This window comes from Rufibacter latericius, assembly GCF_003721515.1.
GTDB lineage: Bacteria > Bacteroidota > Bacteroidia > Cytophagales > Hymenobacteraceae > Nibribacter > Nibribacter latericius.
On record NZ_RJJD01000008.1, the window covers coordinates 629258 to 643746 of the forward strand.

The 14489-nt window shown below is 51.3% G+C and carries 11 protein-coding genes; 1 reads left to right on the forward strand and 10 read right to left on the reverse strand.

Features of this window, described 5'->3' with window-relative positions; translation table 11 throughout:
* Window positions 1-142: 142 nt before the first annotated feature.
* Entirely contained in the window at window positions 143-1099 is a 957-nt protein-coding gene (locus tag EFB08_RS14605; RefSeq protein WP_123127681.1) for an alpha/beta fold hydrolase, read from the forward strand.
* Here the strand turns inward: EFB08_RS14605 and EFB08_RS14610 are convergent.
* From EFB08_RS14610 to secA, 10 genes are all read right to left on the reverse strand, one after another.
* Entirely contained in the window at window positions 1096-1593 is a 498-nt protein-coding gene (locus EFB08_RS14610; protein WP_227006345.1) for a DUF4442 domain-containing protein, read from the reverse strand. The genes EFB08_RS14605 and EFB08_RS14610 overlap by 4 nt on opposite strands.
* A 276-nt stretch (window positions 1594-1869) precedes the next feature.
* Window positions 1870-2787: an SMP-30/gluconolactonase/LRE family protein gene (locus tag EFB08_RS14615; protein WP_123127682.1), complete on the reverse strand. Its 918-nt coding sequence runs from the start codon at window positions 2785-2787 to the stop codon at window positions 1870-1872.
* Window positions 2784-3269: a hypothetical protein gene (locus tag EFB08_RS14620; protein WP_123127683.1), complete on the reverse strand. Its 486-nt coding sequence runs from the start codon at window positions 3267-3269 to the stop codon at window positions 2784-2786. Before EFB08_RS14620 ends, EFB08_RS14615 begins: the two co-directional genes overlap by 4 nt.
* A gap of 138 nt (window positions 3270-3407) precedes the next feature.
* Window positions 3408-4964, reverse strand: coding sequence for an L-piperidine-6-carboxylate dehydrogenase (gene amaB / locus EFB08_RS14625; protein WP_123127970.1), 1557 nt, complete (start codon window positions 4962-4964; stop codon window positions 3408-3410).
* Window positions 4965-5105: 141 nt separating this feature from the next.
* Window positions 5106-6599: a Do family serine endopeptidase gene (locus EFB08_RS14630; protein WP_123127684.1), complete on the reverse strand. Its 1494-nt coding sequence runs from the start codon at window positions 6597-6599 to the stop codon at window positions 5106-5108.
* A 181-nt stretch (window positions 6600-6780) separates the two neighbouring features.
* Window positions 6781-7215: an Hsp20/alpha crystallin family protein gene (locus tag EFB08_RS14635; protein ID WP_123127685.1), complete on the reverse strand. Its 435-nt coding sequence runs from the start codon at window positions 7213-7215 to the stop codon at window positions 6781-6783.
* 962 nt (window positions 7216-8177) lie between these two features.
* A complete protein-coding gene (locus tag EFB08_RS14645; protein WP_123127971.1) occupies window positions 8178-9383 on the reverse strand; it encodes a M20 metallopeptidase family protein in 1206 nt (401 codons plus the stop codon).
* Between the two features lie 122 nt (window positions 9384-9505).
* The gene (locus EFB08_RS14650; protein WP_125077746.1) at window positions 9506-10048 is read right to left on the reverse strand and encodes a sporulation protein; all 543 of its coding nucleotides are present in this window, start codon (window positions 10046-10048) and stop codon (window positions 9506-9508) included.
* An 11-nt stretch (window positions 10049-10059) separates the two neighbouring features.
* Window positions 10060-10731, reverse strand: coding sequence for a deoxyribose-phosphate aldolase (gene deoC / locus EFB08_RS14655; RefSeq protein WP_227006346.1), 672 nt, complete (start codon window positions 10729-10731; stop codon window positions 10060-10062).
* On the reverse strand, window positions 10721-14101 hold the full coding sequence (gene secA / locus EFB08_RS14660) for a preprotein translocase subunit SecA (RefSeq protein WP_123127688.1): 3381 nt from the start codon (window positions 14099-14101) through the stop codon (window positions 10721-10723). Before secA ends, deoC begins: the two co-directional genes overlap by 11 nt.
* Window positions 14102-14489: the final 388 nt, after the last annotated feature.

Consider the following 14489-nt stretch of genomic DNA (forward strand, 5'->3'; position numbering starts at 1 on the left):
TGGCTCACTCCTGTTCCAAACTTCTACTCTAAAGACTATGCAAAAGCCTTATGGTTGCACCGTGCTTCAAAAAAATCCTATGTATTAAATAACCTTTATTTTTTCATTTTATTTCTCAATTTTGCCCAAAAAACAGAAAACAATGAAACAATTGCGTCCCATTTTGCTGCTCTTGCTGCTGTTTGGCCCTGCTTTTTCAACTTTTGCCCAGAAAACGCCTTTGGTAACCAACGCCTCGGCCCCGCGTGAACTGCGCCTGACCATGAGCGATGGCACTGAGCTGTATGTAAAGGTCTCGGGCAAAGGCAAGCCCTGCCTGTTCATCCACGGAGGTCCTGGTGCCTGGAGTCATTCGTTTGAGGTGCTGGGCGTGAATACCCTAGAAGATTCCTTGCAGATGGTGTATGTAGACCAGCGCGGTAGCGGAAGGTCTGGCAAGGCTCCAGACGGCAACTATAGCCTGCAGCGCACCGTGCAGGATTTTGAGGAAGTGCGTCAGCAGTTGGGCTATCCTACCTGGACGGTCTTGGCCCACTCTTTTGGCGGCATCCTGGCTACCGAGTACGCCTATTACTACCCCAAGACTATTTCGCGCATGGTTTTGTTAAATGCCACCTTAAACCTGAATTACTCGGCGCAGGTGCAGATAGACAAAGGACTGGAGATCCTGAAACCCGAGAACCCCGCTCCTTTTCTGGACAAGAACAAGCCCGTGATTGACCGTTTCATGATGATGATTCAGGCCCTGAACGAAAAGAACGCCTACCACCAGCTCATGTACACCACCACGGACGGTCTAAACAAAATGAACGCTGAGGATGCCAAGCGGCCACCTAACTACAGTTTTGGGCAGGCCTGGATGAACTACCCAGAATACTTCCAGGATTTCACCGAGGTAACCCGGCATTTGAAGATGCCCGTGCTGGTGATCTCGGGGGAGCAGGATTTCTCCATAGGGCCGGAGCATTACAAAAGCTTTAAATTCCCGAACCAGACCTCGGCCTCCATGCCGGGCGGGCACGTGATTTACCTGGAGCAGAACGCCCAATTCCAGAAGACGATCAAAGAATTCCTGAAGAAAACCAGCCGCAAGAGTTAAGCTTGGTTTGTTCGCGCTTTGTACGACCAGGTAATCCGGAAACGGGCGACTTCCTCGCCTTGCTGGTTCCGCCCGATGCTCAGGGCCTGCACGCTTCGGCCCTGCCCGGTAGTTTGGGTTTCGCGTACGGCGGCAGCAATGGCCTCGGCGTCTGAGCAGGTGAAGGTGATGGTTCCCACGGCTTTCTTGCTGAAATCGGCCTCCAGGCCTACGACCAACATGGAAACCGATGGCTGGGCTTGGTGCAGGTACATCATGCTCAACACCCCTGATGCCATTTCTGCGGCCATGCTCAGGCAGGCAAAGTAGATAGACCGGAACGGATTTTTGGTCAGGTACTTGTACCGGATGGTCACCTGCGCCTCCTGCTCCGTTAAACTCCTAATCCGGATGCCCGCCAAATATGCCATAGGAAGGCTCCTGAGCATAAACAGCTTCAGCTTCACCGGATTGGTGATCATTTGGCGAAAAGCAGCGGTAGTGACAGTTGTCATGGAACAGAAGACTGGTGTTTTGAAAAGATAGTCAATCTGGAGCAGCTATTGAAACAATGTAAATAGCGTCTCTTTGCTTTAAGCCTTTTTTCCGAAAAACGGCCTTAAATCAAATCCCCAACCGCTCATTAAACGGTTGGGGATTTTGGTTGAAACTATCTCAGATCCTTGTTCTCAATTAGCTATTGTCGTAGGCAGCAGCTTCCATGTTTTTACGTCATTTCGGCAAAACAGGCTTGAAACAGCCTTTACTTCTAAATGATACACAGGGCGTACTTACAAACCTTTCACCTTCATTTTCAGTCCATAGACAGAGCCCATGGCGGTAATAAACAGCGTAGACCTATCCTTTCCGCCGAACACCACATTGGCGGTCCAGTTCTCCTGGATGGGGATGTGCGCAATCTGCTGGCCTTCTTTGTCAAACACGGTAACGCCTTTGCCGGTGAGGTACACGTTTCCCTGTCTGTCTATGGTCATGCCGTCTGAGCCCATGTTGGCGAACAGCTTTTTACCTGACAGCGAACCGTCTTTGTCTATGGTGTACTCATAGGTTTTACCGGCTTCAATGTCTGCCACGTAAAGCTTCTTCCCGTCAGGGGTGCCTACAATGCCGTTGGGTTTTACCAAAGTTGTGTCTACCGAGTAAAACTTCTTTCTATCAGGGCTCAGGTAATACACATATTCTCCGGCCTGCTGCCGTTCAGGGTTTCTGGTCCAGTAATCCCTTTTGTACAAAGGATCGGTGATGTACATGGCGCCTGTGGGGGAAATCCAGAGATCATTGGGGCCGTTGAGCGGTTTGCCTTTGTACTCCTTTACCAGCACGGCGGGCTTCCCTGTTTTGTCAAAAGACCACAGTTGGTTATCCATATCTGCTGCGGCGATAAGGTTGCCCTTCTGATCGAAATACAGCCCGTTGGACCTACCGGCCTGATCTGTGAACAAGCTGATCTTACCGGTACTGGCCGTCCATTTGTAAACCTTGTTGTTCGGCTGATCGGTGAAGTACACGTTCCCTTCCCGGTCTACGGCAGGGCCTTCGGTAAAGGCGTAGCCATCGCCAAGTTTTTCCAGCTTGGCGCCTTTGGCTATGATGGAATTCTTGTCTGTGATCTGTGCTTTTAGCAAAGCAGGCAAAAGAAAGAAAAGGGCAGCGCCCGCAAATACTACAAGTACAGTTCGTTTCGTCATTCTTGGTTTAATTTACTTTTCAGTTTATAGCCGTACCAAAGCCCGGCAATGGATACGGGAATGAGGCAGAGAATGGCCATCCAGGCGAACGGCTTCATGATGAAGTTCACCAGCCAGCCTTTTTCCAATGATCCGTTTGTGGCCTGCAAAAGCACTGTGGCCACAATGCAGATGATGGTGGAGAGCAGCACCACCTCCAGGCCCGAGAGCACCCCTCGCCAGGCAAATTCCCTTTTCCGCTGCATGATCTTCACGCCGGTACTTCTGCCAATCAGGAAAGCGAACAGCAGGCTGGACAAGACAAAAAGGACCACATTGAAAGCTCCCAGGTAAGTAACGAGGTCCCAGAAGGCCTGGACAGAACTGGTGGCCGAAAGCAGGAAGGTAAACAAGAGCACGGCAATGACCACCTCGGTGACCAGCGTTGCCCTGAGCGCGTAGGAAATCCCTTTCCTTTGCGCTTGTTCAATTGAGGTATCCATTAGGATTGTTGTTACTCGATGCTGACATCATCACCTGCTAACTTAATAACAGTGGCACGTTCCTACCCGAAAGAAATTCCTTCCAGATACCTTTGTCCTACTCTTGTACAACGCCTGAAATCCCGGCTTAGTTTGCTTTTAGAAGTCGAACTTGATGCCTTGGGCTAACGGCAATTCCCGCCCGAAATTGATGGTGTTGGTTTGCCGGCGCATGTAGAACCGCCACGCATCTGAACCAGACTCGCGTCCGCCGCCGGTGTCTTTCTCACCCCCGAATGCCCCTCCAATCTCGGCCCCCGAGGTCCCGATGTTCACGTTGGCAATGCCGCAGTCAGAACCCCAGTGGCTCAGGAAGGCCTCGGTCTCCAGCAGGTTGGAAGAGAAAATGGACGACGACAAGCCTTGGCGCACCCCGTTCTGGATGTCGATGGCATTGTTCACGTCACCGCTATATTTGATGAGGTACAGAATGGGCGCGAAGGTTTCTTCCTGCACGGTGTGGTACGAGTGCTCCGCCTCCACAATGGCAGGTGTCACGTAGGTACCGGTGGCATATTCCTCGCCTTCCAGCACTTCTCCGCCGATCAATAGATTTCCGCCCTCCCGCTGCACCCGTTCCAGAGCATCCAGAAAAGCAGCGGTGGCGTCTTTGTCAATGAGCGGACCTACCAGAATCCCGTGTTTCAATGGATCACCGATGGGAAGGTTCGGATAAACTTTCAGCAGGCGTTCCTTCACCTCGTCATAGATGCTGTCATGGATGATCAGACGGCGGGTAGACGTACAGCGCTGCCCGCAGGTACCCACGGCCCCAAACACCACTGCTCGCATGGCCATTTCCAGATCAGCGTTGGGCGTCAGGATGATGGCGTTGTTTCCGCCCAGTTCCAGCAAAGAACGCCCTAAACGCCGGCCCACGGCCTCGCCCACTTTCTTGCCCATGCGCGTAGAACCCGTCGCTGATACCAGCGGAACGCGTTCGTCATGCGCCATCTTACTCCCGATCACGGCATCGCCGATGATGATGCTGAACACACCTTCTGGCACTTGGTTCTCGCGCAGCACCTCCTGAGTAATCTGCTGACAGGCCACGGCCGTCAACGGGGTTTTCTCCGATGGTTTCCATACCACTACATCGCCACAGATCGCCGCCAGCATGGCATTCCAGCTCCAGACCGCCACCGGGAAGTTGAAGGCTGAGATCACCCCTACGATGCCCAGTGGGTGGTATTGCTCGTACATGCGGTGCGTGGGCCGCTCTGAGTGCATAGTGTAGCCGTGCAACTGCCGGGACAAGCCCACCGCGAAATCGCAGATGTCAATCATCTCCTGCACTTCGCCCAGACCTTCCTGCAGGATCTTGCCCATTTCGTAACTCACCAGTTTGCCCAGCGGCTCTTTGTACTCGCGCAGCTTCTGCCCGATCTGGCGCACCACTTCGCCGCGCTTGGGCGAGGGCCACGTGCGCCACTCCAGAAACGCCTGCTGCGCCGTGGTGATCACCTGCTCGTAATCTTCCTCTGAGGCCATGTTCACGGTAGCAATGCGCTTGCCATTAGTAGGCGAATGGATGGCGCGGGTCTCTGCGTTGTTTTCTCCGCCCCAGCTTAAACCGGTGCTGTATGCGGGGTTGGAGTCCTGAATTCCCAGTTGAGAAAGTATATCAGTGATATCGGTTTTGGTTTCGGTCTGCATAAAAGTATTCTGGTTAAGCATTGGGGAATAGAAGCCCTAGTATAGGCCTTTCTGACAACATAAAAAACAAAAAGCTCCTGCCAGATGACAGGAGCTTTTTAAAAGCCGTTTCAGGCTTGATTTTCAAAAAAGAGGCCCAAATTAGCGACCCAACGCATAGTACGCCCGACGGCCGTCTGGGTAGACTCCTTCAATCAGGAGACCGCCGCGGCGGGTACTTTTCAGCACCTTGTCTACGTCTTGCGGGGCGTTGGTAGGGTTCTTATCAATGCTGGTGATGATGAAACCATCTTTCATGCCGGTTTCGGCAAAAGCGCTTTCCTCTACCCCGCTGATTTTCACCCCACCGGTGATGTCCAGTTTGTTCAGTTCCTGTTTGGTGGCTGCCTCAAACTTAGCGCCATCAATGGTCATGGACTTGGTGGAGTTAGGATCACGTTTTACAAGCTCGGTGCTACCGCTGGCATTGCGTAACGTCACGTTGATGTCTTTCTCGCTTCCGCCACGCATAAATCCCACCTTGATTTTATCGCCCGGACGGTATCTGGTCACTTGCTCCTGCAACTGGGCACTGGTGTTCACCTTAACGCCGTTGATTTGCGTGATCACATCACCTTCCTTCAAACCAGCGGTTTTGGCGGCACTGCTTTCAGAGAAGCCGGCTACATACACCCCGTTCAAGGTTTTCAGGTTCTTTTCTTTGGCAAGCTCGGCATTCACTTCCTGCATCTGCACGCCCAATAAGGCACGTTGCACTTCGCCATATTTCAGAAGGTCATCCACCACTTTGCTCACGATGGACGAAGGAACCGCAAATGAATAGCCCGCAAATGTACCGGTCTGGGAAGCGATGGCGGTGTTGATACCCACCAGATCACCGTTCAGGTTCACCAGGGCACCCCCACTGTTACCAGGGTTCACGGCGGCATCGGTCTGGATGAAAGACTCTACGCTCATGTTTCCGGCACCTTGAAGAATACCTACGTTACGGCCTTTGGCGCTCACAATACCCGCGGTTACGGTAGAGTTCAGGTTGAACGGGTTACCCACGGCCAATACCCACTCTCCTACTTTCACTTTGTCTGAGTTTCCGTAGCGCAGGGCCGGAAGATTGTCAGCGTTGATTTTAAGCAGGGCGATGTCTGTGTTAGGATCTGTTCCTACCAAAGTGGCATCAAAGGTGCGTTTGTCATCCAGAATCACCTGGATTTTATCGGCACGGTCAATCACGTGGTTATTGGTCACCACATACCCGTTAGAGGCAATGATCACCCCAGAACCCGAGCCCATGGCCGGTCCTTGCTGCGGCCGCTGATATCCTTCAAAGTCATCTCCGAAGAAATCACGGAAGAACGGATGCACATTGCTGGGCGAACGGCTGGCCTGTACTTTATACTCGGTGGTCACGTGGACTACGGCCGGAGTCACGAGCTCTGCCGAGGTCACGAAGTTCAAGCCTTCGGGCACTACTACGTCAGAGGAGCGCATGGCGCTGGTGTAGCGCACGTTGGTGTTTGGCAATTGTTGCCCGTTTACGGGCGCTTCATCTTCCAACAGTTTATAACCCCCAACGGCCACTCCCCCACCTACCATAGCAGAGAGCATCAGCCCCAACATAAGCTGTTTAGTTTTCATATTAATCGGTCAGCTATATAGGTTAATAAATTGAAAAGTATCTCTTCTCGTAGAGTAAAACAAGTCTTGTTTCTTTTGTACGTGGCTAACGCTAAAATAGCAAAACTAGTATTGTTTTTAAACAAAGACTACGCCAAAAAGGCACCCTGAAGTGCCTTTTTAACATATTCTTAACGTTTCTTTATTTCACGGAGATCTGGTGTTTCACTACTTTCTGCTCCACTTTAGGGACAGAGATGTGCAGAACACCGTTCTCAAACTGGGCATCAATTCCTGAAGCATCTACGTGCTCTGGCAATTGGAAAGCCCGTCTGAACTTCCCGTACAGGTTCTCTACCCGGTGGTACTTCTGACCTTCGCTTTCTTTGTTGAAAGGACGCTCGCCGCTTACGCGCAATACCCCTTCTTCAAACTCCACATTGATGTTCTCTTTGGTAAGACCAGGCAAAGCCAGTTCTACTTCGTAGCTTTTCTCAGTCTCCCAAAGGTCAACGGCTGGAGTAAAGCCTTGCACACGGCGGTTGTTCACGGTGTCTTGAAAGAAGTTGTCTAACAGGCTGCTAAACGTTTGCGGAGCTCTGCCTTGCAATACCGGATGTTGTCTTACAGTTGTCATTGTCTTTATCTTTTAGGTTTCGACTTTCACTTGGATACATACCTATTATTAAATTTTGTACCAATTGAAAATAAAAGCAAAAAGAAGACACTACGTCATACATAAACAGATTTTAAAAATATCAAACAGACATTTTGTCTACAAAACAGGTTTACATGTGGCCATTTGATCCTAAGCTTGCTTCAATCACGAGGAATTGGAAACGCATTAGCAACATAGGCTAGCTGCAGTTCTGATGGCTGATGATCCTCACACTGGATTTTGCTCTCTGATTTTTCTAGTTCTTGTTTTAAGGATGGTTTCTAAAAAACCCTACCAAAACGTTGTATGCTGTACCTGGCTTGTTTTATCTACAATCTTTAGCTGAGGCTATCGCCTCACTGAATTTGCAAACTTTAGATCATTATGGCTCCAAGACGCAGACTTGAACCATGTAAGAAATGGAGCAGTTCACCTGCAGCAGGTCGTGCCGAAGGCCTACCATGAGGCTGAGGCACGGCCTGACGCACGGAAGAACCCAACAAGCACCAACGGCCTAAGTGAGCTATGGAACAGAGCACGGTTTCCAGGTGGTACTCTCAAGAGAAGAAAAGACTGTCTGAGCGTCAGCGAGTTTCTTTTCTTCTTGATTCTTTTGGTTAGGTTGAGCATCAAGGAGAAAAGTAACAAACGCGGGCAGACCGCGACTTCAGCTCTGAGGCTTGGTAGGGAGAGATTGAAAGGTAAAGGCTTAAAGCTAACCTGAAAGGCAGTCATGGTCGTTGGTGAGAACCCCAACAACGGGGCCGAACAACAAAAGAAGTCATCCCCCTACCCCCTTCAAAGGGGACCAACCTCAGGAAGCGCAGTTTAGGTACTTTGAACTGGTTAAGCCACAACCGCAAAAGACAAAAGCCTTCTGTTTAGAGCCCTTTTCCCAAAAACGGGCTCCAAACAGAAGGCTTTTAACAAAGGCCGACAACTTACAACTGATTTGATAATGCCTGAAGCTCGCTTATGGCTAACCAAGCCATCAATCCACTCCCCACTTCCAGAGCCGCTTCATCAATGTTAAAGGTAGGGGTGTGTACACCTGAGGTGATGCCGCGTTCCTCGTTGCGGGTTCCCAGGCGATAGAAGCAGGCATCGGTTTGCTGGGAGTAATAGGCGAAGTCCTCGGCGGCCATCCACATGTCCAGTTCTACTACGTTCTCAGAACCCAAATAGGCTTGAGCAGCGGCACTCGCGCGGGCCACTAACGCAGGGTCGTTCTTCAGGAAGGGATAACCATCCATGATGTTGATCTCGCAGGAACCGCCCATGCTTTCGCACAGGCCTTCCGCTAGCTTCTTTATTTTCTGTTTGGCTTCGGATCGCCAAGCTTCGTCCATGGTTCGGAAAGTTCCTTCTATTTTAACTTCTCCGGGAATCACGTTGGTGGCGCCGTTCGCGATCACTTTCCCGAAGGACAAGACGGAAGGGGTTTTCGGGTTGGCGCGGCGGCTCACAATCTGTTGCAGCGCCACCAGCAAATGAGCCGAAATCAGGACGGGGTCTACCAGCTGCTCGGGCAAACCGCCGTGACCGCCTTTGCCGTGCACCGTGATGTAGATTTCATCAGCGGAGGCCATGTACATACCGGAGCGGAACCCCACTTTGCCGGCGGGCAGAAACGGAAACACGTGCTGCCCCATGATGCTTTTTGGGGCCGGATTCTCTAAAACGCCTTCTTTAATCATCAGCGAAGCACCTCCTGGAAACTTCTCCTCGCCGGGTTGGAAAATAAGCTTCACCGTGCCTTCAAACTCTTCCCGCAGCTCCTGCAGAATACGGGCAGTAGTCAATAAAGAAGAAGTATGCACATCATGCCCACAGGCATGCATCACCCCTTCGTTCTTTGATTTATAAGTCACCTCGTTCGTCTCCAGAATAGGCAGAGCATCCAGGTCGGCACGTAGGGCGGTGGTGGCTTTCTCGGGATTACGGCCTTTCACCAGGGCTACCACACCGGTTTCAGTCACGCGCTCCGGCTCCAGTCCGTATTCCTGCAGTTTCCGGAACACATACCCTGATGTTTCAAACTCTTGGAAAGACAGTTCTGGGTGTTGGTGCAGGTGCTGCCGGGTAGAGACGGTATCAGCCGCGTATTTCCGGGCGAGTTCCTGAACACGGGTAACTAAATCTTGCATGGCAAAAGAAGTAATAGATAAGTGCTGCAAAGGTAAGGGTATAAAACTATTCCGCCGTTTCAAGGCTGCTTCCTGAAAAACAGCCTTGAAACGGCAGATGAAAAAGCTAGCGTTTTACGGCCTTATTTGGGAATATTGATAGTTTCCTGCACCAACAAGGCATTAGGCAACAGGTCCTGAATCTTGTTCAAGGCATTCTGTGCCTCCACGCGGGTGAAGAAATCGCCTATTTTAAGTTGGTAGGTGGGCTGCTTGTAAGTGAGGTAATCTTTCTCCTCAGGCAGACGGCGGATGATGTTGTTGCGCAGGTTCATGGCTGTTTGGCGCTCAATGCCGGTATAAGCCAGAATGCGGTACCCAGCCGCGTACTTGATGTTCCGTTGCACCTGCGCCACACTATCCATAAGCAAGGTCACCTGTGGACCTACGTGATTGGTGGGTGCCGCCGGAGCCATGGGCTCAGCGCCGCCTTTAGGGGCAGCGGGAAACGTAGGCCGGTATTTCTTGGTGTCTACCAGGGTAGCGGTGCCCGCGCCTTTTTTGTCACCGGAGCGGCTGCTGGAAGCACTTCCGTTCCCGTTGTTGGTGGAAGAGCTTGTAGTGCCGGTGGCAGCGCAACTCATCATGGCGCCCAAACAGAGGAAAGCAAAAATTCTAAAGGTCATTTTTCTCCAAATCATAGCAATGAAACGCCGGAGGATGTTCCAATCCGGTCTGCTCCTGCCTTCACCAACGCAAGGGCGGCTTCCTTAGTTTTGATACCTCCAGAAGCTTTAATTTTAATATGTTTGGGTAGGTTGGCGCGCATGAGCAACACGTCTTCAATCTGCGCTCCGCTGGCGGCATATCCGGTAGAAGTTTTCACAAAATCAACCTCGGCTTCCACGCAGATCTGGCAAATCTGCACAATTTCCTCAGATGTCAACAAAGCAGTCTCGATGATCACCTTCAGGATAGAGTTCTTGAAGTGGCAAAGGGTGCTCAGCTCATGCAGCTCAGACATCACCTCGTCATGCTTCCCGGATTTAAACGCAGCAATGTTCATCACCACATCGATCTCAGTGGCACCTTCAGACAAGGCTTGGTGCGCCTCAAAAAACTTCACTTTGGCCAATTGATACCCGAACGGAAAGCCAACCACAGTAGCCACTTGTACCCCGGTATCCTGCAGGGCGGCTACCGCCTGACGCACAAAACAAGGTGGCACACACACCGCCGCAAACCTATGCTGGATCGCTTCCTGGCAGAGTTGTGCCACCATGGCTTTGGTGGTATCAGGCCTGAGCACCGTATGGTCTATATACGGTGCCAGGCTCTGTTCCGGAGAAATCAAAGATTTAGTCTTCAAGGAGAACACAACGGTTGTTGAGCAAATCGTTTTCCACGTTTTTGAACTTCACGTCCTTCATGACCCGTCCATCTGAATACATCACATTGACGCGGTCATTGCGGCCGGCGTGCTTCTCTACCCTGATAGGCGCCTGCTTAGGAGCAGCGGCCTGTGGCATAGAGGGCATACCTTGCGTTGGTTCTTCCAGGGTGGAATGCACCTCTTCTTTCTGCTCGTGCAGTTTTGGAGGTCTCGGTGCCTGGGTCTGACGTGCTTCCTGTACCGGAGCAGGTGCCTCCTGCTGTACCGGAAGATCTGCCTTGAACAGGAAGGAAACGGTTTCTTCGTTCACCTTGCTGATCATGCGCTTGAACAACTCAAAAGACTCGAACTTGTAGATCAACAACGGATCTTTCTGCTCATACACGGCATTCTGCACGCTCTGTTTCAAGTCGTCCATCTCGCGCAGGTGCTGGGTCCAGGCTTGGTCAATGGTAGCCAGCGTGATTACTTTCTCCACCGTCTTGATCAGCTCGCGGCCATGGCTTTTCACCACTTTCTCTAAGTTGGCAACGGCAGTGATCTGCTTACGACCATCGGTAAACGGCACGGCGATGTTCTCAATCATCGGGCCACGGTTCTCATAGATATCAGCCATGATAGGTGCCGATTGGTCCATGATCTGGTGGTTTTTGGCCAGGTAGAAATCCAGGGCCTCGTTGTACAGACGATCAATCACCACATCTACCGCTTGTCCGGCTAACTCCGGCGCGGTGATAGTTGAGTTGAAGCCATACACTCTGATGATGTGCAACAGGAAGTCTTCGTGGTTTCCGGTGGCTTTGTAGGTCTGTACGATATCCTCGGCGGTATCATAGATCATGTTCCAGATATCCAGCTCCAGACGCTCGCCGTAAAGAGCGTTGCGGCGGCGCTTGTACACAACTTCACGTTGGGCGTTCATCACGTCATCGTACTCCAACAGGCGCTTACGGGTACCGAAGTTGTTTTCCTCTACTTTCTTCTGCGCTCTTTCAATGGAGTTGGTGATCATGGAGTGCTGAATCACTTCGCCTTCCTCCAGACCCATTCTATCCATCAAACGGGCAATACGGTCAGAACCGAACAGACGCATCAAGCTGTCTTCCAATGATACGAAGAACTGGGATGATCCCGGGTCACCCTGACGGCCTGAACGACCACGCAACTGACGGTCTACCCGACGGGACTCGTGACGCTCCGTCCCGATAATGGCCAATCCGCCCGCAGCTTTTGACTCTGGGGTAAGTTTAATATCCGTACCACGACCTGCCATGTTAGTAGCGATGGTCACCGTACTTGGCTTACCAGCTTCAGCCACGATTTCGGCCTCGCGTTGGTGTTGCTTCGCGTTCAATACCTGGTGAGGAATTCCGCGCAGTTTGAGCATACGGCTTACCAACTCCGAGATCTCTACGGAAGTGGTACCTACCAGAACCGGACGGCCTTGTTTGGTCAGCTCCTGGATTTCCTCTGAAACGGCATTGTATTTCTCACGCATGGTCTTGTAGACCTTGTCGTGCTCGTCTTTGCGTTGGGCAACACGGTTCGTAGGAATCACCACCACGTCCAGCTTGTAGATTTCCCAGAACTCACCGGCTTCGGTCTCGGCAGTACCGGTCATACCAGCCAGTTTGTGGTACATCCGGAAGTAGTTCTGTAAAGTCACGGTAGCGTAGGTCTGAGTAGCATCTTCCACGCGCACGTTTTCTTTTGCTTCAATAGCCTGGTGCAATCCGTCTGAGTACCGACGGCCTTCCATCACGCGGCCGGTCTGCTCGTCCACGATCTTCACTTTGTGGTCATCGGTCACGATGTACTCGGTGTCTTTCTCGAACAGGGTGTAGGCTTTGAGCAACTGGTTGATGGTGTGCACACGCTGTGATTTCTCCTGGTACTCCTGGATCAGGCGCTCTTTCTCGTGCAGTTTTTCATCGGCAGACAGTTCTTTGTGGCTCTCAATGTTGGCCAACTCCGTCCCGATGTCTGGCAAGATGAACAGGTGCGGGTCTTCTCCCTGACCGGTGATCAGGTCAATACCTTTCTCAGTGAGTTCAATCTGGTTGTGTTTCTCGTCAATGGTGAAGTACAAAGGCTTATCGGCCTCTGGCATCTGACGGGCGTGGTCTTGCAGGTAGAAGGCTTCGGTTTTCAGCAATTGCTGACGAACACCCGTCTCGCTCAGGAATTTAATTAACGGCTTGTTTTTAGGCAAACCTCTAAAGGCTCTGAATAAGGCTAGGCCGCCTTCTTTGTCGTTTCCTTCTTTGATCAGGCGCTTGGCTTCTACCAGGTAGTTACCCACTAATTTCCGCTGAGCTTCTACCAGGGCGGCAACGCGAGGCTTCAACACGTAGAATTCGTGTTCATCGCCTCGTGGCACCGGACCAGAGATAATCAATGGGGTACGGGCATCGTCAATCAGCACGGAGTCCACCTCATCCACCATGGCGTAGTGGTGCTTGCGCTGCACCAGTTCACCGGGCTCGCGGGACATGTTGTCGCGCAGGTAGTCAAAGCCAAATTCGTTGTTGGTACCGTAGGTGATATCCGCTAAATAGGCATTGCGGCGCGCATCTGTGTTGGGTTGGTGCTTGTCAATACAGTCAATGGTGATGCCGTGGAACTCAAACAAAGGCGCCATCCACTCAGAGTCACGCTTGGCCAGGTAGTCATTCACGGTTACCACGTGTACCCCACGTTTGGCCAGGGCGTTCAGGAAAGCGGGCAAGGTAGCCACTAAGGTTTTACCTTCACCAGTCGCCATCTCGGCAATTTTACCCTGGTGAAGCACAATACCACCTATCAACTGCACGTCATAGTGGAGCATGTCCCAGACCACTTCAGTACCGGCGGCAATCCATTTATTTAACCACACGGCTTGGTCGCCGTTGATCTGCACGTTTGGCTTACGAGAGGCGAAGTTGCGGTCAAGGTCTGTGGCGGTAACTGTTAACTGCCCGTTCTCTTTGAACCGGCGAGCCGTCTCTTTTACAATGGCAAAGGCCTGCGGCAACACTTCCATGAGCACTACTTCCAAGTCTTTGTTGCGGTCTTTCTCCAGGCTGTCAATCTCAGTAAAGATCTCTTCTTTCTGGGCGATGTCCAGTTCCGGCTCGTTCTCGATGCGCTGATAGAGAACCGTTACTTTATCATCAATGGGCTTAAGACGATCTGCGATCACGGCTTGCACTTCCTGGGTGCGTGTCCGGAGCTGGTCATCAGAAAGGGAATTGAGCTTGGCAAACTCCTGATTGATGAGCGCTACGTACGGCAATACCCCTTTGATATCCCGCTCAGACTTGGTTCCGAATATCTTAGCGACCGTCTTCCCAACAAAATCAAACATATATAACTAGTTAAAATGTACTTGAATCAATTTCAAAAATACGTGGTTTTTCCGACAATTTTCTACCTAGCTAAAACAATACCATTTACACAATAGTGCCCTGCGCCTGACGGGATGGCAGAGAAACTTAAAAAATGGCAAAATTGGCTGGATTAATAGATACCGGGCGCTTTAGACCCGCTTTTGCAGAAACCGCCCAGAAACGCATTTTCCTCTGGCGTAAACAAATAAGAGAAATTCTTTGATAGAACTAGCCCAGGACGTGGTTAGTTCAGAAGCTAAAGTCTCTTTCTACCCCATAGAGGGCGTTAGGGGCTGGTCTAAGGCTTTCCCTTACTTTCCTCTTTCCTGTTTGGGAAAGGATTTTATACAAAAAGTATCGTCCGTT

Coding starts and splice junctions, on each gene's coding strand:
- amaB (WP_123127970.1), bottom strand. CDS start 4,964: ATGCAGACCGAAACCAAAACCGATATCACTGATATACTTTCTCAACTG.
- EFB08_RS14635 (WP_123127685.1), bottom strand. CDS start 7,215: ATGACAACTGTAAGACAACATCCGGTATTGCAAGGCAGAGCTCCGCAA.
- EFB08_RS14620 (WP_123127683.1), bottom strand. CDS start 3,269: ATGGATACCTCAATTGAACAAGCGCAAAGGAAAGGGATTTCCTACGCG.
- secA (WP_123127688.1), bottom strand. CDS start 14,101: ATGTTTGATTTTGTTGGGAAGACGGTCGCTAAGATATTCGGAACCAAG.
- EFB08_RS14630 (WP_123127684.1), bottom strand. CDS start 6,599: ATGAAAACTAAACAGCTTATGTTGGGGCTGATGCTCTCTGCTATGGTA.
- EFB08_RS14610 (WP_227006345.1), bottom strand. CDS start 1,593: ATGACAACTGTCACTACCGCTGCTTTTCGCCAAATGATCACCAATCCG.
- EFB08_RS14645 (WP_123127971.1), bottom strand. CDS start 9,383: ATGCAAGATTTAGTTACCCGTGTTCAGGAACTCGCCCGGAAATACGCG.
- EFB08_RS14615 (WP_123127682.1), bottom strand. CDS start 2,787: ATGACGAAACGAACTGTACTTGTAGTATTTGCGGGCGCTGCCCTTTTC.
- EFB08_RS14605 (WP_123127681.1), top strand. CDS start 143: ATGAAACAATTGCGTCCCATTTTGCTGCTCTTGCTGCTGTTTGGCCCT.
- EFB08_RS14650 (WP_125077746.1), bottom strand. CDS start 10,048: ATGACCTTTAGAATTTTTGCTTTCCTCTGTTTGGGCGCCATGATGAGT.